Here is a 21074-nt window from a genome sequence, read left to right as displayed (position 1 = left end):
AGTGACGGGCGATTGCGGTGGCAGCAAGGATGAGCGCAACCGACCTGTCCACGCTGGAGGTTCCGGTCGAGCTGCGCGAGTTCACCGCCGCCGTCGATGCGCCCGCCTACATCCATGCGCATCGAGTTGATATCAATCACCAATGGTGGGCAAGAGAATTCGCCGCGCAGGGTCTTCCCGACCTGTTGCTGGCCTCGCCGATAAACCGTGGTGACCTGTTCGGGCTCGCGGAGCACGCCGTGGCCGATCCCGAGGGCCGCTGCGGTTGCTGTGGAACGCGGTCGCGTGGGGGAGTGGAACCAACGTCCGACACGCCCGCGGCCGCACCACCGCCATGGCGGGTAATTGCGACGGCGCCGGTGAGTTGTTGTGCACCGCAGCGCGTCTGAGCCGCACCCGACCGGGTGAGGCGTACGCGCTGCTGCGACCGGCGAAACGCGATCGGATCTCTAGGGCCGTCGTTCTTCACCAAGTTCCGCTGCTTCGCCGGCGGTGGCGAGCCCGATTACCCCTGCTGCATCCTCGACCAGTGGGTGGCTACTGCCCTGCACCGTGCGGGATGGACCTCACTTCCCACCCACAGACCGTGGTTGGCCTCGGCATACCAGCGCTACAGCGACCTGCTGCGCCGTTGGAAGAATGCCGTCGATGCGCCGCGCTTGGATGTCATCGAACGCTGGATGTTCCACGATGGTGCCGATCCAACGTAGGCCTCGGGTTGTGCCGGTGATTAGCGGTGCGGCACACCGGTGTTCGATTCTCTCTACAACCTCGTGGATTGTGGCGTGTCTGAATGGTTGCGGCACTACAGCCGCCAAGGCGCGCGGTCGACCGGGATGGGGGCGTTCCTTCCTGACCATCAGGCGCGCGGTGCCAAACCCGGCCGCCACGGCCACTGCCCGCGGCACAGTCGGCGGCGTCGTCCTGTCTGGAAGCTGGGATACCGCGACTATGGGTGGCGTGCCACCGTAGTTGGCTTCGTCTCCGAGAGCCCCGACGTCATCCACACTGTGCTTCTTTGATGAAGGCGAAGATGTTCCACCGTACGGGTGGCAAGCCGCAATCGCCGCGGCCGACTAGAGCTCCTTGAGTGCCGCCGCAGTCGCGGAGAGGATGTCATCGGAGAAGTCGACGTCGCTGACGGCTCGCGCCATGGCAATGGCGCCGACCAGCGCGCTGAGCACTAAGCAGGCGCGACGTCGATCGGCAACGGCGTCCGAACTCGGCGTCAACCCGGCGAAAAGCTCGAGATACTGCTCGACTTGATGACCGTAAGCCAGGCGGGTTCGATCATCGGCGCGCGAAATATCTTGAGCCAACCCGGCCACCGCGCATCCAGCCTCGGGATGGGCGCGGTGGGCTTGGCTTAGGTAGTCGTCGACGATCGCCTCGAACGCCTGTCTGCCGCCTTCCTCGGCCGCGCCCATAGTCCGCGCACTTCCCTGGACCAAGGCGCGCTCCACCGCGGCAGCGACCAATTCCTCTCGGGACTTGAAATGTCGGTAGAAGCCACCATGGGTCAGGCCGGCTTCTTGCATCACCTCTGCTACCCCGACGCCGTTGATGCCACTACGACGCATTCGGGTCGCAGCGATGTTGACGATGCGATCGTGGCTTGCCGCCTTGTCGGCCTGCGAACTACCCACGAATAGACCTCCGAGCCTGATCCGACATCAGTCTGATGCCGGCGAACTTAGCATTTACCCTGTGCAGCCGAACGTACGCCATGGCTGTGGCCGTACTCAGGTGAGCCGCTCTGGGTCGTCAATTGGAGTCACCGCCAAGATCGCCGAGGTGATGGCCGAAGCGTGCTTCGAAGTCGGGACCCACTTCGCCTGCTCGACGCCGGATTCGGGCCCCCCTCTGCTGCACAGTGGGCCAGGAGAATGCGTCGAGGAATGCGTCTTGTGTCTGCACCAGATCCTCGGCGGACGGCAGTGTGTTGCGGTTGATCAACCGCTTGGCCTCAGCGAGCGCAGGCTTGTCGAACGACGCGATGCGCCTGGCAAGGTTGTCGACGTAGGCGTCGAGCTCGTCGTCGGGGAACGCGCGGTTCACCCAGCCGTAGTTCTCCGCGGTTGCTGCGTCGAAGTCGTCACTGCCGAGGACGATTTCGAGTGCCCTGGCCCGTCCGACGAGCAGAGGCAGGCGCTCGATGCCGCCACCTCCCGGGAAGACGCCCGCCCCGACTTCGATTTGCGCGAAGATCGCTCGCTCCAGACTGGCGAAACGCATGTCACATGCCAGGGCGATCTCAGACCCCCCGCCGCGTGTGCGACCGCGGATGGACGCGATGGTTATCACCGGGGAGGTGGCCAGCCGTGTCGTGGTGTCGATGAACGTCGGCAGACCAGTCGGCCCGGGCGCCAAGGGGAATTCGGCGAACCGGGAGACGTCGTAGTGATTGATGAAGAAGTCCGGGTCAGCACTGTCGAACACAACGACCCGCAACGTGTCGTCGGACTCGATGAGACCGACGACACGCTGTAGCTCGAGGAGGGTGTCCGTATCCGACAAGTTGATTGGCGGATTGCTGAACGTCACCCTCCAATATCCCGCCGCTGCCTCGGTGATCGTGAACTGGGTCAATGATTCGGTCATCCGAAGGATTCCTTCATTCTCGGGCGCTGCGCACCCCGAAGCGGAGTGCAGCGCAGTTGGCGATCTGCAATCAGGATGATGTGCATCATCTTGATTGTCAATGGACGCCCTTGCGGCGCCGCTCGACCGCCGGGCGTGCGAGTTGGGTAGCGGATTCGGGATCGCTCATCGGTGCAGATGGTGAGGAAGGCTCGCCACTCCGGCGCATCGGCTTCTGTGTTCGTAGGTCCGGTCCACCCGTTCGGGGCTGCCGTCCGCACCAGTAGCGAAATCGGTCGAATCGGCTCGGGCTGATCACGTCGCCGGCATGGGCGGCATGAGGTCCGCCGTTGTCGTCGTTGGGCTGCTCGAGCCTTCGAGATTCGCTATGGCCGCACCCGAATGTGAGTACGTCTCCGGATGTGGCCGCGCCATTGCCCCTGCAAGGGGTTGTGTCGCGGTTGCCCAAGGGATCGTGCCGTGTCGGGCGATGCCCGCCGTAAGTGGTCGGTGTTGCGGCCCATTTGGCGCGATTGACAATCAGGATGATGTACATCATCCTGAGTCTGCCGACGAATCGCGGCCACGTTCAACAGCTGGACAAGCGAGTTGGACTGCGGAGCCAGTGATTTCAACAACTGAGGAGTCCAACATGACCACTGCCACACAATCACTCGGCATCGACGCGGAACGTCTATCGCTTCTTCCGGCGGCTATCAAGTCCGACATCGACGCCGAGAAATACGACGGGGCAGTGGTACTGGTCGCCCGGCGTGGTGAGGTCATTCTCCACGAGGCGATCGGATATGCCGACCGGGCAGCCGGGCGCCCAATGCAACTCGACTCGGTCTTCGTCACGCTGTCCATGTTCAAGACGATGACCAACGCCGCAGTGCTCCAATTCATCGATCGCGGTCAGATCTCCTTCACTACGCAAGTCCGCGAGGTCATTCCCGAATACGCGGCAAACGGCAAGGGCAACACCACCATTGCCGATCTGCTGTTGCACAAGGCGGGGCTGCCCCTGGGCGCGCCTCTTCCACCGGAAGTATTGAGCGACATCCAGGCGACCACTGCTGCTGTGTGCAAGATGGTTCCACAGTCGGTTCCCGGGACGACCATCAGCTATTCGGCGGTGGTCGGACACAGTGTCCTCGCCGAGATCGTGCGCCGAGTGGACGGCGGCAGCCGTACGTTCGGTCGAATCTTGAACGACGACTTGCTCGAACCACTCGGCATGTCCGACACCTCACTCGGTGCTGGGCTGCGGGCAGATCTGGCCGACCGGGCGGTTCCCGTGATCGTCCGTGACCGCGGGTCCGCCCTGTTCGATCCCGCGATGCTGGAGGGTGTCGCTGTCGCTTCGGCGATCGAGGGGGTCGAGATTCCGGCAGGTGGCGCGTTTACTACCGCGACGGACTGGCTCCGATTCGCCGAGGCCTTGCGTCGCGGCGGTGAACTCGACGGTGTCCGCGTGCTGAGTCCGGCAATCCTGCGGCTTGCCACCACAGTGGCGACAGGTGATCTCCCGAACAGTCTGTGGGATTACACCCGCCAACAGCGCGGCTGGCCCGAATTTCCGGCGAACCTGGGACTGGGCTTCTACGTTCGAGGACCCGCAGCCTTCGTCCATGCGTTCGGGCTTCTCTCTTCGCCAGGAACGTTCGGTGGAGTAGGTTCGGGCTCCACGTGCTTTTGGGTCGATCCGGCCCGTGACATCTCCTACGTCTTTCTCTCCGCAGGCCTGATGGAAGACTCGCACAGCTCTGAACGGCACCAGCGTTATGCCGACCTCGTTCAGTCGGCCGTCCTGGACTAGACCCACTGCGGCGAGACTTCCATTTCTCGACGCAGACCTGAAGTGCAATCGATTTCGGCGCTGTTGTGGTGGCGACGTACGACAGCCGCCGCAACCGGTTCCCTCCACACAGTCGTCGATGCATAGATGTCACCCGCTGACGAGAGAAGAAAGACGATGATCAACGCACTCACGATGGACGAGCACCCCTTATTGCTGACCACTTTGGTCGAACGTGCGCAGTTGTTTACCGACGCTGACGTGGTTATGCGCCGGCCAGACGGTCATATCGTGAGGTCCAATCTCGGCGAATGTGCCCGTCGCGCAAGACGTCTTGCGACTTCTCTCGCCGACCTCGGAGTCGCCCCGGGGGACCTGGTGGCCACGCTGCTATGGAATCAAACCGAACATCTCGAGTTGTACTTCGCCGTGCCGGCGATGGGCGCGACCCTGCATACCCTCAATCCACGACTGCACCCAGACGAACTAGCGTTCATCGCTGACGACGCCGGCGACTCGGTACTTGTCGTGGATGAATCGCTATGGGATGTCGCTTCAAGCATTATCAGAACCCACTCCTTCAACCATGTCATCGTTGTCACGTCGGGCGAGCCGGTTCCTGACGGAACGATTGCCTACGAATCCTGCATCGCGACAGCAGAACCAATGGTTTGGCCAGCGGTCGACGAGCGTAGCGCGGCGGTAATGTGCTACACCTCCGGCACAACAGGACGCCCCAAAGGCGTCGTCTACTCGCACCGCGCCCTCGTCCTTCACTCGATGGCCGCAGCGTTGCCGGACGTCGTCGGGATCTCGATGCAAGACACCGTTCTTCCGGTGGTTCCGATGTTCCACGCAAACGCCTGGGGCTTGCCGTATGCAGCCGCACTCGTTGGTGCGTCGATCATCTTTCCCGGACCTCTGCTTGATCCCAAGAACATTCTTGACTTACTGGCGAGCGAGCACGTTACCGTGACCGCTGGCGTTCCCACGGTGTGGATGGACATGCTGGCCGCCCTCGACGCGGATCCGCATCGGTGGGATCTGTCACGACTGAACCGGCTGATCGTTGGGGGAGCTGCCGTTCCACGCTCGATGCTCGAAGGTTACGACAAGCACGGCTTGGAAGTGATTCAAGCGTGGGGGATGACCGAACTGGCGCCCTTGGGAGCGACTTCGCGGCTACCGCGCGAACTCGAGATCGATGACGATCCCGACACTGGTTACGCGTATAGAACTAGGCAGGGCAGGGCTCTTCCGCTGATCGAGATCCGCGCGGTCGACAACGCCGGCGCTGCGATCGATTGGGACGACAGAGCGGTCGGTGAACTCGAAGTACGCGGGCCTTGGGTTGCCCGGGGCTACCACAACGGCAGGGGTGCCGACAGCTTCACCGCTGATGGCTGGTTTCGCACCGGTGATGTCGTACGCATCGATGGACGAGGGAGTATCCGCATCTGCGACCGGGTGAAGGACCTGGTGAAATCCGGAGGTGAATGGATCTCCTCAGTCGACCTGGAAAACCACCTGATGAATCACCCAGCCGTAGCGGAGGCGGCGGTAATTGCGGTCCAAGACCCTCGATGGGGCGAGCGTCCACTTGCGGTCGTGGTGCCCCGAATCGGGCACACCGTCGCACCTGCCGCACTCCGAGAGCATCTCTTGACCGCCTTCGCGAAATGGCAAGTGCCGCAACGATTCGAGTTCGTCTCCGCGATTCCGCGCACGGCTACCGGCAAGTTTCGCAAAACCGCTCTGCGTGAGCAATTCCCAGACTGACCGCACGTCTGTGACGCTGTGGTGCAGCCGAACTGACCGATGGCACTCCTGACCTCGACTCGAGCGGACCAGGCTTCTCCGCTACGTAGAACCGCTTAGCGTACGCCACGGACTCAGGAAGCTGTCGACACCATTCCCAGCCGATACGCCGCTACGGCGCGCTGGCACATCTCGCCACGGTGTTCCGGTGCGGGTGTGCCACCGGATACCGTCGATGAGCTGTCATTTTTCGGCGGGCATCCCGCCTTCTTACCGCAGGGCGGCAACGGTTCCAGCCACCAGTTACAACAAACTCAGCGAGCGCGCCCGCGCCGCCAGCGCGAGCCGTCCGCGAACGAGACCCGCAAGCTGCCCGTGACGCGATGCGCGAACATCTCGACCACGTGCGTCGCGTCCTGCTCGGCAACAACCTATGACTATCGACAGGAACTGGAGGCCCGGTGTTGACCCCGACGAGATGAGTGATTCCAGGCGGTGGGTCCGACCGCCGGTCAGTGGTCGTGGGCGGTCAGTGACCGGTGGACCGGGGCGTTGGTTTTGTCGTTGTGCCAGATCGCGGCGGTGAGCGCAACCAGGCGTTGCAGCATGCGGCCGCAGACACCGGCGACGGTGCGACCGCTGTGGCGTTCGAGGTCGAGCTGGGCCTCGCGGGTCTGGTTGATCGACGCGACTACCTGCCGCAACGGTGATTTCGCCCGGTCTATATGTCGGTCTCCACCCGGGGCGACCGGCGTTACTCTTGAGGTACATCATCGAGAGGTAATAGTGGCGCCTGTCGGCCGTGGCCTGGACGGGATGAATCGGTGTAGTCGATGAGCGACGTCGATCCATTCCCGACGCAACGCGACGTGTCCGGTTCGGTCGTAGCGGAACTCGCGACGGCCGGCTTCGATCACGCCGAGGAGGTCGGCCGTGGCGGTTTCGGCGCTGTCTACCGCTGCACGCAGGGCTCGCTGGACCGCATCGTGGCGGTCAAGGTGCTCACCGCCGATCTCGACGAGGACAATCAGGCGCGCTTCTTTCGTGAACAGCACGCAGCGGGAAGGCTGACCGGGCACCCTAACGTCATCAACGTCCTGCAGGTCGGCACAACCTGTAGCGGTCGTCCCTTCATCGTCATGCCGTACTACCCTCACGGCTCCCTCGACGCGCGGATCCGTCGCAACGGACCGCTCACGCTGCAAGAAGCGCTGCGGCTCGGGGTGAAGATGGCCGGCGCATTGGAAACCGCGCATCGCTTCGGAGTGCTCCATCGTGACGTCAAGCCGGCAAATATCCTCTTCAACGACTACGGCGAGCCAGCGCTGACGGACTTCGGAATCGCCCATATCGAGGGCGGGTTCGTCACCGCTACCGGGATCTTGACCGGTACACCGGCGTTCACTGCTCCAGAGGTGGTGGCTGGCGAGCCACCGAGTCCCGCGACGGATGTCTACGGCCTGGGTGCGACGTTGTTCGCCGCGGTCACCGGTCACGCCGCGTTCGAACGACGCAGCGGCGAGCAGTTGGTGGCCCAGTTCCTCAGGATTACCGCCGAGCCCGTCCCGGCCCCGCGTGATCACGGCATTTCCGAGGATGCCAGCACCATCATCGAAAGTGCCATGTCCAGTGACCCGGTAGGGCGCCCCCCTGCTGCGGAACTGGGAGAACAACTCCAGGCAGTACAACGTCGCCATGGTTTCCCGGTCGATGAGATGGCTCTGTACACGAGATCCGAAGCAGAGCAAGCAGCCGGAATCGCGAAGTCCATCGCTCCAGAGCACGCGTCGCACGCGCGTCGGCCGTCGGAGACGCCTTCGGATTCGGGCCGAACCGGTAGGCTCCCGCTGGAGTTGACCAGTTTCGTCGACCGTCGCGCGGAGCTCATCCAGGCGAAGCACTTGTTGTCGACCTCGCGGTTGGTGACGTTGACCGGGATCGGCGGAGTGGGCAAGACGCGGCTGGCGATCCGGATCGCCACCAATATGCAACGTGGTTTCCCCGACGGCGTCACTTTTGTGGAGTTGGGTGAGCTGCATGACGAGTCGCTGTTGGAAGGTGTCATGGCGGCCGCCCTGGGGTTGCGAGACCGGTCGGCAAGGCCGCTGCACGAGGCGCTAGTCGACTTCCTCACCCCTCGGAAATTATTGCTTGTGCTGGATAATTGCGAGCAGATGGTGGCAGCGATGGCGAAGCTCGCCGAATCCCTGCTTCTCGCGTGTGCTGGTCTGCGGATTCTCGCGACAAGTCGCGAGCCGATCGGCCTGGGCGGGGAAGCGGTACTGCCTATTCCCCCGCTCGCTGTCCCCGATCCCGATCGGCTGCCAGGGCGCCTACCCCGTAGCGACGCGATGACACTGTTCTCCGAACGGGCTGCCGCAGCTGTCGCGGGGTTCGAGCTCACCGAGGACAACAAGGTCACCATCGCCCGAATCTGTCAGCGGCTGGATGGGTTGCCGTTGCCGATCGAGTTGGCGACGGCCCGGTTGCGGGCGATGTCGCCCGAACAGATTCTGCAGCGGTTGACCGATCGGTTCGCATTGCTGACCCGCGGCAGCAGGAGCGCCCCGTCGCGGCAGCAGACGTTGCGTATGTGTATCGACTGGAGCTACGACCTGTGCACCTCGGCCGAACAACGCGTGTGGGCTCGGCTGTCGGTGTTCGCTGGCAGCTTCGAACTCGAGGCCGCGCAATATGTCGGGGGTGATGGCCTTGCGGCAGAGGATTTCCTGGACAAGGTGGCATTCCTCGTCGACAAGTCGATTCTGACACGGCAGGAGTCGGGTCCCGCGGTACGGTTCGGGATGCTCGAGACCGTCCGCGACTACGGCCTCGAGAAGGCTGAGGAGACCGGCGAGTACCGTGAACTTCGCCGCTGCCATCGAGACTGGTATCAGCAGTTCGCGCTGGATGCGGAAGCCGACTGGCTCAGTTCCCGGGAGCTCGAGTGGATAACCAGGTTCGGCCGGGAGCTACCGAATCTGCGGCAGGCGATGGAATTCAGCCTCTCCGACAGTCCCGAAGCCGGAATTCGGATCGCGATTGCTCTCTTCCCCTTCTGGCACTCTCACGGTTCGCTCACTGAGGGGCGGCGCTGGTTGGACCGTTTTCTGGCATGCCAGACGGGGCCGGCTACCGTCGACCGGGCCGCGGCGCTGTGTCTGGGCGTCTATCTGGCCGGAATACAGGGCGACGTCGATGCGATGGCCGCTCCCATGCGCGAGGGGCGAGCACTCACCGAGCAGACGACCGACCTTTTAACCCGCGCACACGTCGATCTCGCCGCCGGACTTCTCTCGCTGTTCCGTGGGAATCCTGCCGACGCACGCCCGCATCTCGAGAAAGCCGTCCAGGGGTACGCCCAGGTGCATGCCGAACGAGGCGTCCCCTTATTCCAGCTCATGGCCGTGGGGGTCTTGGGGTTCACGTACGCGCTGCTCGAGAACACGGAGAAGTCAATCGAATGCTACGAGCGCGCGCTCGTGATTACCGAGGAGCGCGGAGAATCAAGCTTTCGGTCGTACACGCTGTGGGCGCGGGCCATTGTGGTGTGGCGGCAAGGTGATCACACCCGAGCAACTCGACAACTCGGGCAGGCACTGGATGCAGGCCGCAGAGTCCGAGACCGCCTGAACGCGACCCAGTGCCTACAAGCCTTGGCATGGATCGCCGCCGACAGAAACGATGCTCAGCGAGCGGTCGTGTTGACAGCGGCCGCAGAGCAGCTCGGCCAGTCGGTGGGGAGCCCCCTTGTACTCTTCCCGAACCTGCGCGTCTACCAGGACGAATGCGAACGCAAAACCCGACGATTGATGGGTGAGCAGAGCTTCGCGGCGGCTCGCCGACACGGCGCCGCACTCAGTTTCGACGACGCCATCGCCTACGCGCTCGGTGAACGCGTCTCGACAACTCCGACGTCCACCACTGGTGGCAAACCGACCAAACGCGAGGGTGAGGTCGCCGAACTAGTCGCCGAAGGGCTGACCAACCGGGAGATCGCCGCTCGCCTGGTGATCTCGCCGCGCACCGCAGAACGCCATGTCGAGCATCTCCTCACGAAGCTGGGATTGACCTCACGGACACAGATCGCGGCATGGATCGCCGAATCGCGAAACAAGCTTTCCGGCACATGAGCGGACGACCCCGACTTTAATCAGGCACAGCTGAGTCGGCCGGGTTCAAATATGCGTTACGTGGCCGTCAGCGGATCGAAGACGAGACGGCGCACCTAGCGGCCGTCGCTCGGGTCGATTAGGCGAATGATCCGCTAATCGCGAGCGGGCGCGCGCGTCAATAGACGGCGGCTCAGGTCGACTCCGACCTCGCGCAACGACTGCGCCCGACAGGCTGCGATAGTCGCCCTCGCCCCCATACCCGACACCCCTCCACACCTCGCACCTTCGAGGATGTTGCGTGAGCCCCGACCGCCATGCCCTCGTCAGTGGGCGGGCAAACGGACTGGCAGCGCTCTGATCGCGGCCGTTCGAGAAATCACCCACTGCGGGACGGCAAGTACGACGAGGCCACCGAGATCTATTGGCAGCTGCACCCGGCCCGCAAAGTCAAGGCCGGCCTGTTCGGCGCGGTGCACGGCGGCTCCGTGCTGAACCGCCGTGCGTCACTCCGCCTTCGCCGAACGCGTGCACCGCGAACCAGTACGGCTCGCCGGCGACCGCATCCCATTCCAGGTGGGGGCGCGGTCGCCCATCGCGCCGACCGCGAGCAGCCCTACCTCGTCGGAGCGGTTGCGGTGATTCATCGACTCGTGGGGGGCTGCTGACGTTCGATTTGCTCCGCGACGAACTCCAGGAACCGCCGGGCCGCGCGGCCACTCGGACCATGTGTGCGAGTCACTGCACCGTACTGCCGGAAGACAGCGTGGTCGCGAAACGGGATGGTAGGAGTCGTGGGCGGGTGCCCCGGCTGTGCGGCCGGGATGATGGCTACGCCCATTCCCGCCGCCACGAGTGCCCGGAGGGTGGACAGCTCGGTCACCTCGGTTTCGATTCTGGGGCTGAATCCCGCCTCGCGGCAGAGGCGGTCGGTCACCTGACGCAGGCCGTACCCGACTTTGAGCGCTACCATGGGCTCGTCCATCAGGTCGGCGACCGCGATATCGCCGCGGCCCTCGAACGCGTGGCCCGGCGGGACGCCGAGGCCAAGTTCCTCGTGGCCCAGCGGCAGCCAATGCAGATCGTCCGCGGTGGGTTGGGGAGCGACGAAGCCGATATCGATTCGCCCATGGCGGACATCATCGACCACGGCGTCGGATGCACCGCCGCAGAGCTCGAAGGATGTGCGTGGCGCGAGGGCACGATAGCGATCCAGAAGCCGCGGTATCAACCATCCGCCGAATGAATGCAGGAACCCGAGTGAGACCACTCCGCGATCCGGGTCGACGAGGGTGGCGATTCTCTCTTCGCCCTGGTTGATCTCATCGATAGCGCGGACCGCGTGCGCGCGAAAAATCTCGCCGTACTTATTGAGCCGCAGCCGATTCTGGTTACGGTCGAAGAGTTTCACGCCGAGCTTGCGTTCGAGCCGGGCCAAAGCCCGTGAGAGCGTCGGCTGACTGATGTTCAGTTGTTCGGCCGTAGTTGTCATATTTCCGGTTTCTGTCAAAGTAATGAACCATTCGAGTTCACGCAATTGCATGCCCGGGATGATACGTCGAAAAACGTTGCGGCCGAGAGTCGATTTTTTGGGTCGGTAGCTGCCCGAATGTGACTATGCGCCGGACGCATAGTGTCTGCGAAGTTCCTGGTCTTGTACTCCATCCGTCCGATTCCGCATTCTGAAATAGCTGGTCCGTGATGTCGATCACGACAGTTTCTCGCATGATCACCAGGAAAGAGGCACCATGACACAGTCGTCGTTGACCGCCGTCAGGTCCGACATCGGCGCTCCGGACGCGGAGTTGGTTGGCCGCGCGACCAATCTGGTCCCATTGATCCGCGAATACGCCGCGCAGGGCTCCGAGGCTCGCCGAATCGCCCCGGAGGTGGTCAAGGCGATGACCGAGGCCGGCCTGTTCCATCTGCTCGTGGATCGGCGACTCGGCGGGCACGGGGCCAGCATGCGGACGACCGTTGAGGCGGTCGCCGAGGTCGCACGAGGCGACGGTTCCACCGCGTGGATTGCCGCATTGCTCGCCTCCGCCACCGGATTCGCGTCGACCTTCTCCGAAAAGGCCCGGGAGGACATGTTCGGGTCGAATCCGAAGGCGACGTCGTGTGGCATTTTCTCACCGGGTAAGGCGGAGCCGGTCGAGGGCGGTTATCACATCAATGGCCGCTGGCCGTACGCATCCGGTTCCTTCGCGGCCGACTGGGCGACCGTGGGTATTCCTCTCGACGGTGGCAAGGAGGTGGGCCTGGCGCTGATTCCTGCCGAGGCCTTCACCATCGAACCGACCTGGTTCGTCACCGGAATGCGGGGCTCGGGTAGCGACACCATTGTGGTGGAGGACCATTTCGTGCCGGAGCATCGGGTACAGCGCTTCCAAGAAATGGCCGAAGGCCGATACCTCACTCCGCACAAAGACGAGCACATGGCATCGATCGGCTTCACCGCGGTCGCCTCGGCCATTCTCGTAGCGGCACAGATCGGTATGGTTCGGCACGCGCTGGAAATCACCCGAGCCAAATTGCCGGAAAAGCCTGTTGCCTACACGAATTTCCCGCATGCGAAGCTGTCGGCAACCCATCAGATCGCCGTCGCTAAGGCAGCCACGAATTTGCACCTAGCGGAAATGACCTTGAATCGGATTTGCCTCGATATCGACCAGGCGGCCGCCGAACGCCGGCGACTCGACCTGGAAACCCGGGCGCGCATCCGGAATGACACCGGCGTGGTCGCCGAGCTGGCCACGCGAGCGATCGACGAGCTGATGAACGCCAATGGCTCGGGTTCGTTCGCCGAGGTCAATGTGCTGAGCCGAATTTGGCGGGACTCCTCGATCGCGGCCCGGCACGCCTACGTCAGCGCCGACATCGGCAGGGAAGCCTACGGTCGGGTGCTGCTGGGCAACGAAGAGCCCACGACGGTTCTGTAAGGACGGCCATGGATACCACCGTGAAAGCCGTCGACACCGAACCGGCCGCAGCTCCCATCGACTACCGGCGCGTTCTCGGCCATGTCCCGACGAGCGTGGCCGTGGTCACCGCGGCCACCAGGTCCGGGCCGGTCGGTATGACGATCGGCTCGTTCACCTCGGTCTCGCTGGATCCGCCGCTGATCGCCTTCTTCATCGACCGCTCCGCCAGGAGCTGGCCGCGCCTGTACGGCGCGAGTCGCTTCGGCGTCAATATCCTCGGGCACAACCAGAGCGAGGTGTGCCGGACGTTCTCGCGACCGAGTGACGACCGCTTCCACGACGTGGGCTGGAGTGAGTCGGTCAACGGCGTGCCATTGCTCGACGAGGCGATCGTCGCCCTGGAGTGCACGCGATTCAAGGTGGACCTGATCGGTGACCATTACCAAGTAGTCGGCCGGGTCGAGACGCTGGAACTGCGTGCCAGCGAACCACCGCTGATCTTCCTGCGCGGTGGGTTCGTCGACTTGAGCGACGGCTCGGACAAATCCCAGCGGAGCTAGCCGAATTATTCGGCATTGCGCCGCATCTCAGATGAAGGACCCCGAGATGATCAATGTCAAAGTAGATTTCGGCCGTTGCGATGCCAACGGCACCTGCGCCGCACTGATGCCCGATGTCTTCGAGATCGGCGCGGACGGCTCGCTCGCACAATTGAAGACGCGGATCGAGGACGATCGGCAGGAGGAGTTCGACGAGGTCGTGCTGTGCTGCCCGATGGGAGCGATCTCTCGATGACGGAGACACTACTGCCCCGCTTCGATCCGTTCGCTCCGCAGGCCCAGGCGCACGAGGGCGGAGCCCTGCCGGACGGCCCACTGGCGCTCGGTCCATCCGGTTACACAGTGCTGACCTACGATCTCGCGACCACGGTCCTGCGCAATACGCGCTTCAAGAACGCCGCGCTCGAACTGATGGAACAGTTCGGAATCACCGACGGACTGGCTCACGAATTCCGTGCCAATAGCGTCATCATGGCGGAGGGTGCGCGTCACTTCCGGCTGCGCGCGCCGATGGCGCGGTTCATGGGTCCGCACACTGTGCAGGAAATCCGCGGAATTGTTCGCGAGATCGTCGAGGGCATTGTCGCGGATCTCGATACGAGCGCTCCCATCGATTTCCACACCGGGATCGACCAGCGCATTCCCGCGCGGATCTATTGCTATCTCGCCGGCGCACCCGCGGCGGACGAGCCCTTGGTCGCCAGCCTGTCGGAGCGGACGCTCTCACTGCTGCATCGGGACCGCGCCCTCACCCCCGTGATCGTGAACGCCTACGCCGAACTCTTCGCCTATCTGCGTGCTCTCATCGCGCGAAAGCGAGAACAGGCCCTCGGCGACGACATGCTGTCCTTCCTCATCGGCCAGCGGGAAGCGGGCAAGCTGTCGGAGGATGAACTGCTCAACGAGGCCGCCGCCATGCTCGAGGCGAGCTCGGTCAATACCTCGCATCAAACCGGCCTGGTCGTGTGGACACTGCTGCGTGATCGAGAGACCTGGCGGCGACTCATCGAGGATCCCGAACTGATTCCTGCCGCCGTGGTCGAGGCCATCAGGTTGTATCCGCGGCCCGGAATCGTGAGCAAGGTGGCGACCGAAGATATCGAGCTGAACGGAACGATCATTCCGGAAGGCTCCGATGTGCATGTGGCGGTCTGGTCCGCGAACCGCGATCAGGCGCGCTTCGAACGTCCCACCGAATTCCGCCTCGACCGGGAATCCAATTCCCCGCTGACATTCAGCACCGGCAGTCACGGCTGCCTCGGTCAAAGCTTGGCCAGGGTCGAAATGGAAGAAGTGGTCAGGTATCTGGCCGACCAGCACCCCGATGCGCTGGTGGTCGACGACGGCACCGAAATCGGACAGAGTGGCGGCCGCTGGCTCGTCAAGGCGCTCACCGTGAACTTGAATCCGGTGTAAGGGGAACATGGTGATGAATGCCGAGTCTTTGACGGAGCGCCTGGCATCCAATTGGGCGAAAATTCAATTCGACGATATTCCGGGTGAAGTCGTCGCTGGTGTCAAGAAGAATATTCTGGACACCCTGGCCGTGGCGATGGCCGGTGCCCACACCGATGAGGCCCGGCGGGTGCGGACCGCACTCACCGGCGTGCGCGCCGAGTCCGGAAGCCTGGTGTGGGGCACCCCCTTTCGGGTTTCGCCGGCTCATGCCGCGCTCGCGAACGGCACTGCGGCCCATGCGCGCGACTTCGACGACGGAGGTGGGCCGGGCCACGCCGGGTCGACGGTGCTGCCCGCGGCGCTGGCCGTGGCGGAGGCGACGGGCGGAGACGGGCGAATGCTCATCGCGGCGACGATCGCCGGATACGACATCGGCTACCGAGCGTTGCAGGCGATCGGAGGTTTCGCCGCGCATACCGGCCGAGGCTGGCACTCGAGCGGCACCATGGGCAGTTTCGCCGCGGCCGCGGCCGCGGCGAAAACCCTTGACCTGGACGCGGAACGCTTCGCCGACGCGCTCGGAATCGCCGGCTCGTTCACCGGTGGTGTGTGGGCGTTCAAGGACGACGGCGCCATGACCAAACGCATCCACCCCGGCAAAGCAGGGGAGACAGGCGTGGACGCGGCGCTCCTCGCCCAGGCCGGAATTACCGGTCCCCGTAGCGTTTTCGAAGCCGAATGGGGTGGCCTGTATGCCACCTACAACAACGGACAGGGGTTCCCCGAGCAGGCGCTCGCTGACCTGGGCGTGGATTACAACGTGGCGACCGCGTACATCAAGCCCTACGCCTGCTGCCGGGGGTGCCACTCCACGATCGATGCGGTTCTGGCGATGATTCGCACGCGCGACCTGAAACCTGCTGATATACACCACATTTCGATCAAAGCCTCGGAGACCGCGGTGAACATGCTGTCGGTCGACCCGATAGAGACCGTCTTCGATGCCCAGTTCAGCCTCGCCTACGCGATGAGTGTCGCACTGTGCAACGGCAGTGTCGGACTGGACCAGTTCGAGCCGCCCCGCATGAACGACCCACTGGTGGCGGAGACCTTCGCGAAGATCTCGATGCACGTCGACTCCGGCATCGAACTGGAGGACGGACCACGTCTGGACGTGGAGTTCACCAGTGGCGAAACGATCACCCTGTTCGCCGGAAACCCGACTACCGCCAAGGGCTCGGCGCTGAACCCGATGTCCCACGAGGAGGTCGTCGCGAAGGCAGAAGCACTGCTGGCGCCGATCGACCCAGCGATTCCCCGCCGACTCGTGCACGCGGTCGAGAACCTGGAAGACGCTTCCGATCTTTCAGAACTGCTGAGTGCACTCCGAGCAGAAAGATGAGACAACTGCCTTGGTGACTGATCAGAAGTCAGAGACGATCGAGCGAACGGAAATAATCGCGGCCGAGCCGACCGAGTCGCTCGCCGCCATGCTCGACATCGAGATGCCCTGTGCCGCCGGTGATCCGGTGCCGCCGCTGTGGCATTGGGCGTATCTGCTGGAGCGCGGTCGACAACGTGAGCTCGGTCCGGACGGTCATCCGGTCACCGGGATACCGGCCCCTCCCGAGGCCGACCGCCGACGGATGTTCGGGGGTGGACGCGTGACGACCTTCGGCCCCTTGATGATCGGCGAGCCCGCTACCAAAGTGACCTCGGTCAAGAGCTCGCTCGACAAGGACGGCCGAACCGGCCCGTTGACCTTGGTCACTGTCCTCCAGGAGATCTTCCAGGGCGGCGAGCTGGTGATTCGCGAGGAGCAGGACATCGTCTACCGCGCGCCCGGATCCGGCACGCTGCCGCCCGCGCCGGCTGCTCCCGCGCCGCCGAGCGGGCCGAGGCTGGAGCTGGCCGTGGACGAGCGAACGCTGTTCCGGTTCTCCGCATTGACATACAACGCGCACCGCATCCACTACGACCTCGGGTGGACAGCGCAAGAGGGTTACGACGGGCTGCTCATCCACGGGCCCTTGCTCGCGCTCATGATGGGTGAGCATATGCGGCGCGAGGGAATCGACCTGCGCGGCAACACATTCGGATACCGCTTCGTCTCACCCATGACGAAACCGCAGACCTTCACCGTCGTACCCGGCCCCGAAGGGTTGATCCACGGGGCCGAGGCTCGCAGTGCCGCCGGCGCCGTCTGCGCTGTGAGCACGCTGGCGGAGCTCTGAGAGCATGACAGCGGTCTCCGATGTGGTCATCGTGGGTGGTTCCATCGCCGGGTTGCGGGCGGCGGAAACTGTCGTCCGACTTGCGCCCGAGCTGAGCGTGACGGTCGTAAGCGATGAGGCTCACCTGCCCTACGAGCGCCCGCCCCTGTCCAAAGTCGCGTTGCGCGATCCGCTCGAACTGGACGACCTGGTCTACCAGTCGGTCGGCGAGCTCGGTCGGCACGGAGTCGACTTCATGCTCGAAACTTCGGCCCTAGGTCTCGATCTCGCCGCGCGGCGGGTCCGCGTCGCCGAGGGCGAACTGGGGTATCGAGCGCTCGTCATCGCGACCGGCTGTGAGCCGGTGATACCGCCTGTCTTCGCCGGGCTTCCGGAGGTTTATCCGCTGCGTCGTTTCGAGGATGCCCGCGCCCTGCGTGCGGCGGTCGCGGATACCGCGAAGTCGGTGGCGATCGTGGGCGCCGGGTTCATCGGTGGTGAGTTCGCGTCGACGCTCGTCAAGGAGGGCCGTGCGGTCTCGCTCGTCGATATGGCCCCGAAGCCCCTCGGCAGGTTCGGAGCTCCGGTAGCCGACACCTACGCGGCGTTGCATCGAGACGCCGGTGTCGAGCTGTTCCTCGGCAGGGCGGTCATCGATGTCGCCCACATCGCGGAGGGCCGGGAATTGGTTCTCGACGACGGCACCCGAGTTCGCGCGGACGTCATTCTCGTCGGGGCCGGGGTGCGTCCCTCCACGCGATGGCTGGAGGGCTCGGGTCTGACCCTCGACAACGGGATTCTGTGCGATTCCCAGCTGCGGGCATCGGAGGGTGTTTTCGCGGCCGGCGATGCCGTCCGGTGGCCTAATCCACGATTCGACGCGATCATGCGGGTCGAGCACTGGACCAATGCGGCGGAGCAAGGGCGTATCGCCGCCATGAACGCCGTGAATTATATTCGGGAACTCGATGGCGCGGTCTGCGCGAACGTGCCGTATTTCTGGTCCGACCAGCATGGAATTCGCATTCAATTCGCCGGATATCTGACGGGCGATGAGGAATTGCTGGAGAACCGCAATTCCGACGGCTCGCTCTTCCTGTACCGGCGCGGCCAGGCGGTAACCGGCGTGCTGGCCTTCGAGCGGCGGTCCGAGTTCGTCAAAATTCGTGCGGCACTGAGGCGAGAGAATCCCTCACTGCGCCAAGTCGTTCCCGATGTGCCGGATCACGAAGAAGTGCGCATCGGCTGAGTTTTCCCCGGGCTCCGGCCGGTAACGGACGGGCATTCGGGATCTTCACCGTGGAGGATTAATGCGAGAAGAACAGCAAGTGATAGTCGTGGGCGCAGGTCCCGTGGGACTCTTGAATGCGCTGGGTTTGGCGCAGCAAGGTGTCGTCGTCACTGTGCTCGAGCGAGCGTCGACTCTCTCGGACGCGCCGCGGGCGATCGTCTATCACTGGGCAGCGCTGGATGGCCTGGCCCGCTTGGATCTCCTCGACGACGCCGTAGGGGCCGGATTTCTGAAGCAGGACTACGCCTATCGAGTGCACAAGACCGGCGAAATCATCGAGTACGGATTGCAGGCGCTCGAGGGAAAGGTGGAACGTCCCTACAACCTGCACCTGGGGCAGGGTGCCCTGGCGCGCGTGATTCTGCGGCGCCTGGAGACCTTCGACAACGCACGCGTGCGCTGGAACCACGAGGTCACCGCGATCACCCAGGATGACGCCGAAGTCCGGGTCACCGTTCGGTCCGAGCGCGGCGAAGAGGAACTCCGTGCGTCCTGGCTCATCGGCGCCGACGGCGCGGGCTCCAGAATTCGGAGCGAGCTGGATCTCGGCTTCGAGGGGATGACCTGGCCCGAGCGGTTCGTCGCCACCAATGTGCGCTTCGCCGAGGATCTTTCGGGCTGGGCGCAGTCGACGTTCTATGTCGACGACGTCTTCGGCGCGATCATCGCCAAGATCGACGAGTCCGGTGCGCACGGCCTCTGGCGCTACACCTACATGGAGGACGACGCTCTGCCCGCCGAGTCGGCGGCCGAGCGCCTGCCCGAGTTCCTCACCACGGTGTTCGGCGAAAAGATCGCTGGCGCAGCCGAACTCGAGGCGATCTCGCCGTACCGGATGCATCAGCGCAGCGCGGTGGCCTACCGTGCGGGCAGGGTACTGCTCGCCGGTGACGCGGCACATGCGACGAATCCCACCGGTGGGCTCGGGCTGACCATGGGCCTGTTCGACGCGTACCTGTTGAACGAAGCCCTGGGCGCGGTCGTCTCCGGCCGCGCCGACGACGGCATCCTCAACGTCTACTCCGACGAACGCCGCCACGCGTTCGTCGATGCCGCGAGTCCACGAGCCAGCGCCAACAAGCGGCTGCTGTTCCATTCCACCGATCCAGCCCAACTCGATCGTGACCTGGACGTGTTCCGGAAGATGTCCCGCGACCGAGAGTTCGCCGCGCAACGCCTCTACTTCACGAAAACCCTGGAAACACCCTCCCTGATCGCGCACTGAGTGTGGCTGGTTTCGTATCGAACGAAGGAATTCCTATGAACCCCCTCGACGGACTCACCGTCGTATCGCTCGAGCAAGCCGTGGCTGCCCCGTTCGCCACCCGCCAACTGGCGGATCTCGGCGCGCGGGTGATCAAGGTCGAGCGTCCCGACGTCGGCGACTTCGCCCGCGGATACGACGAGACGGTGCGCGGAATGGCCAGCCATTTCGTCTGGCTCAACCGCTCCAAGGAATCGGTCTGCCTCGATCTGAAGTCCAAGCACGGCAACGACAGCATCCAGACCCTGGTCCGCAACGCGGACGTGTTCGTCCAGAACCTCGCTCCCGGCGCGGCGGAACGACTCGGGCTGGGCAGCGACGAATTGCGAAGAGTCAAGCCGGAACTCATTCATGTCTCCATCTCCGGCTACGGTCCCGGTGGACCGTACTCGACGAAGAAGGCATACGACCTGCTCGTGCAGTGCGAGGCGGGCCTGGTCTCCATCACCGGTACCCCGGACGAGCCGGCGAAGGTCGGGATATCCATCGCCGACATCGCCTCCGGAATGTTCGCCTACTCCGGCGTTCTCACGGCGCTGATCCAGCGTGATCGCACGGGTGAGGGCGCCACCATCGAGATCTCGATGCTCGAGGCGCTCTCGGAGTGGATGGGCTATCCGCTGAACTACGCGATGTATGGCGGCACGGCGCCGCAGCGGACGGGTGCGCGGCACGCGTCGATCGCGCCGTACGGCCCGTTCCGGTGCGGAGACGGAAATCAGGTGTTCCTCGGACTGCAGAACGAACGCGAATGGGCGACGTTCTGCGCGGAGATCCTGGACGACCCCGCCATAGCGGCGGATCCCCGGTTCCTTCGAAACTCGTTGCGGGTGAGCCACAGTCGAGAGTTGCAAGCGGAGATCGAGCGCGCATTCTCGGCATGGAGCGCCGAAACGGTCGCGAAGCGGCTCGAGGCGGCAGGCATCGCGAACGCGATCCTGCGGGACATGCACGACCTGGCGGAGCACCCGCAACTCGAGGCGAGGGGGCGGTGGTTCGACTACGAGTCACCCGTCGGTTCGCTGCGGGCACTCGTTCCACCGGCGACATTTGTCGGTACGAAGCCGGTGATGGGCCCCGTGCCAGGGGTCGGTGAGCACACTGAAGCCGTACTCGCCGAGTTCGGAATCGCCTCAGCGGCAGCCGAATTACCGAACTGAGCACCGGCCACCGAAC

The 21074-nt window shown here is 64.1% G+C and carries 15 protein-coding genes and 2 pseudogenes; 13 read left to right on the top strand and 4 right to left on the bottom strand.

Features of this window, described 5'->3' with window-relative positions; translation table 11 throughout:
• The first annotated feature begins 265 nt into the window (after window positions 1–265).
• A pseudogene (locus ACQP2U_RS22625) lies at window positions 266–710 on the top strand (hypothetical protein).
• Window positions 711–1076: 366 nt separating this feature from the next.
• On the opposite strand, the gene ACQP2U_RS22620 reads toward ACQP2U_RS22625, so the two are convergent.
• Together ACQP2U_RS22620 and ACQP2U_RS22615 are read right to left on the bottom strand one after the other, a co-directional pair.
• Window positions 1077–1646 (bottom strand): TetR/AcrR family transcriptional regulator, encoded by a 570-nt coding sequence (locus ACQP2U_RS22620; RefSeq protein ID WP_433709312.1) that lies wholly within the window; start codon window positions 1644–1646, stop codon window positions 1077–1079.
• A gap of 118 nt (window positions 1647–1764) precedes the next feature.
• The gene (locus ACQP2U_RS22615) at window positions 1765–2601 is read right to left on the bottom strand and encodes an enoyl-CoA hydratase/isomerase family protein (RefSeq protein WP_433709311.1); all 837 of its coding nucleotides are present in this window, start codon (window positions 2599–2601) and stop codon (window positions 1765–1767) included.
• Window positions 2602–3232: 631 nt separating this feature from the next.
• On the opposite strand from ACQP2U_RS22615, the gene ACQP2U_RS22610 reads away from it, so the two are divergent.
• Both ACQP2U_RS22610 and ACQP2U_RS22605 read left to right on the top strand, forming a co-directional pair.
• Window positions 3233–4399 carry a serine hydrolase domain-containing protein gene (locus ACQP2U_RS22610; RefSeq protein ID WP_433709310.1) on the top strand — a complete coding sequence of 389 codons (1167 nt, stop codon included), beginning with the start codon at window positions 3233–3235 and terminating at the stop codon, window positions 4397–4399.
• A 156-nt stretch (window positions 4400–4555) separates the two neighbouring features.
• The gene (locus tag ACQP2U_RS22605) at window positions 4556–6157 is read left to right on the top strand and encodes a long-chain-fatty-acid--CoA ligase (RefSeq protein ID WP_433709309.1); all 1602 of its coding nucleotides are present in this window, start codon (window positions 4556–4558) and stop codon (window positions 6155–6157) included.
• A gap of 491 nt (window positions 6158–6648) precedes the next feature.
• Here the strand turns inward: ACQP2U_RS22605 and ACQP2U_RS22600 are convergent.
• Window positions 6649–6843 (bottom strand): annotated as a pseudogene (locus ACQP2U_RS22600) (IS982 family transposase); the annotation flags it as partial.
• 126 nt (window positions 6844–6969) lie between these two features.
• Here ACQP2U_RS22600 and ACQP2U_RS22595 point away from each other — a divergent pair.
• Complete coding sequence (locus ACQP2U_RS22595) at window positions 6970–10269, top strand: protein kinase domain-containing protein (RefSeq protein ID WP_433709308.1); 3300 nt, start codon at window positions 6970–6972, stop codon at window positions 10267–10269.
• Window positions 10270–10891: 622 nt separating this feature from the next.
• Here ACQP2U_RS22595 and ACQP2U_RS22590 read toward each other — a convergent pair.
• Window positions 10892–11791, bottom strand: coding sequence for a LysR family transcriptional regulator (locus ACQP2U_RS22590; protein WP_433709307.1), 900 nt, complete (start codon window positions 11789–11791; stop codon window positions 10892–10894).
• 205 nt (window positions 11792–11996) lie between these two features.
• On the opposite strand from ACQP2U_RS22590, the gene ACQP2U_RS22585 reads away from it, so the two are divergent.
• From ACQP2U_RS22585 to ACQP2U_RS22545, 9 genes are all read left to right on the top strand, one after another.
• The gene (locus ACQP2U_RS22585) at window positions 11997–13190 is read left to right on the top strand and encodes an acyl-CoA dehydrogenase family protein (RefSeq protein WP_433709306.1); all 1194 of its coding nucleotides are present in this window, start codon (window positions 11997–11999) and stop codon (window positions 13188–13190) included.
• 8 nt (window positions 13191–13198) lie between these two features.
• Window positions 13199–13732: a flavin reductase family protein gene (locus ACQP2U_RS22580; protein ID WP_433709305.1), complete on the top strand. Its 534-nt coding sequence runs from the start codon at window positions 13199–13201 to the stop codon at window positions 13730–13732.
• Window positions 13733–13778: 46 nt separating this feature from the next.
• Complete coding sequence (locus ACQP2U_RS22575; protein ID WP_364357716.1) at window positions 13779–13967, top strand: ferredoxin; 189 nt, start codon at window positions 13779–13781, stop codon at window positions 13965–13967.
• The gene (locus tag ACQP2U_RS22570; protein ID WP_433709304.1) at window positions 13964–15148 is read left to right on the top strand and encodes a cytochrome P450; all 1185 of its coding nucleotides are present in this window, start codon (window positions 13964–13966) and stop codon (window positions 15146–15148) included. The genes ACQP2U_RS22575 and ACQP2U_RS22570 overlap by 4 nt, the downstream gene beginning before the upstream one ends.
• A gap of 13 nt (window positions 15149–15161) precedes the next feature.
• Window positions 15162–16532: an MmgE/PrpD family protein gene (locus tag ACQP2U_RS22565; protein WP_433709303.1), complete on the top strand. Its 1371-nt coding sequence runs from the start codon at window positions 15162–15164 to the stop codon at window positions 16530–16532.
• A gap of 13 nt (window positions 16533–16545) precedes the next feature.
• Window positions 16546–17364, top strand: coding sequence for a mesaconyl-C4 CoA hydratase (locus tag ACQP2U_RS22560; RefSeq protein ID WP_433709302.1), 819 nt, complete (start codon window positions 16546–16548; stop codon window positions 17362–17364).
• 4 nt (window positions 17365–17368) lie between these two features.
• Window positions 17369–18592 (top strand): NAD(P)/FAD-dependent oxidoreductase, encoded by a 1224-nt coding sequence (locus ACQP2U_RS22555; protein WP_433709301.1) that lies wholly within the window; start codon window positions 17369–17371, stop codon window positions 18590–18592.
• 61 nt (window positions 18593–18653) lie between these two features.
• A complete protein-coding gene (locus ACQP2U_RS22550) occupies window positions 18654–19859 on the top strand; it encodes an FAD-dependent monooxygenase (protein ID WP_433709300.1) in 1206 nt (401 codons plus the stop codon).
• Between the two features lie 35 nt (window positions 19860–19894).
• Complete coding sequence (locus ACQP2U_RS22545; protein WP_433709299.1) at window positions 19895–21058, top strand: CaiB/BaiF CoA transferase family protein; 1164 nt, start codon at window positions 19895–19897, stop codon at window positions 21056–21058.
• Window positions 21059–21074 lie beyond the last annotated feature (16 nt).

Origin of the sequence: Nocardia sp. CA-084685, from assembly GCF_050955785.1 — a bacterium.
Lineage (GTDB): Bacteria > Actinomycetota > Actinomycetes > Mycobacteriales > Mycobacteriaceae > Nocardia.
The sequence above is the reverse complement of the archived record's forward strand: the minus strand, read 5'-3'. Positions and strand labels throughout refer to the sequence as shown.

What these genes read in the sequence shown, in the direction of transcription:
- ACQP2U_RS22615 (WP_433709311.1), bottom strand. Translation starts at nt 2,601, where the DNA reads ATGACCGAATCATTGACCCAGTTCACGATCACCGAGGCAGCGGCGGGA.
- ACQP2U_RS22610 (WP_433709310.1), top strand. Translation starts at nt 3,233, where the DNA reads ATGACCACTGCCACACAATCACTCGGCATCGACGCGGAACGTCTATCG.
- ACQP2U_RS22605 (WP_433709309.1), top strand. Translation starts at nt 4,556, where the DNA reads ATGATCAACGCACTCACGATGGACGAGCACCCCTTATTGCTGACCACT.
- ACQP2U_RS22595 (WP_433709308.1), top strand. Translation starts at nt 6,970, where the DNA reads ATGAGCGACGTCGATCCATTCCCGACGCAACGCGACGTGTCCGGTTCG.
- ACQP2U_RS22590 (WP_433709307.1), bottom strand. Translation starts at nt 11,791, where the DNA reads ATGCAATTGCGTGAACTCGAATGGTTCATTACTTTGACAGAAACCGGA.
- ACQP2U_RS22585 (WP_433709306.1), top strand. Translation starts at nt 11,997, where the DNA reads ATGACACAGTCGTCGTTGACCGCCGTCAGGTCCGACATCGGCGCTCCG.
- ACQP2U_RS22580 (WP_433709305.1), top strand. Translation starts at nt 13,199, where the DNA reads ATGGATACCACCGTGAAAGCCGTCGACACCGAACCGGCCGCAGCTCCC.
- ACQP2U_RS22575 (WP_364357716.1), top strand. Translation starts at nt 13,779, where the DNA reads ATGATCAATGTCAAAGTAGATTTCGGCCGTTGCGATGCCAACGGCACC.
- ACQP2U_RS22570 (WP_433709304.1), top strand. Translation starts at nt 13,964, where the DNA reads ATGACGGAGACACTACTGCCCCGCTTCGATCCGTTCGCTCCGCAGGCC.
- ACQP2U_RS22565 (WP_433709303.1), top strand. Translation starts at nt 15,162, where the DNA reads ATGAATGCCGAGTCTTTGACGGAGCGCCTGGCATCCAATTGGGCGAAA.
- ACQP2U_RS22555 (WP_433709301.1), top strand. Translation starts at nt 17,369, where the DNA reads ATGACAGCGGTCTCCGATGTGGTCATCGTGGGTGGTTCCATCGCCGGG.
- ACQP2U_RS22550 (WP_433709300.1), top strand. Translation starts at nt 18,654, where the DNA reads ATGCGAGAAGAACAGCAAGTGATAGTCGTGGGCGCAGGTCCCGTGGGA.
- ACQP2U_RS22545 (WP_433709299.1), top strand. Translation starts at nt 19,895, where the DNA reads ATGAACCCCCTCGACGGACTCACCGTCGTATCGCTCGAGCAAGCCGTG.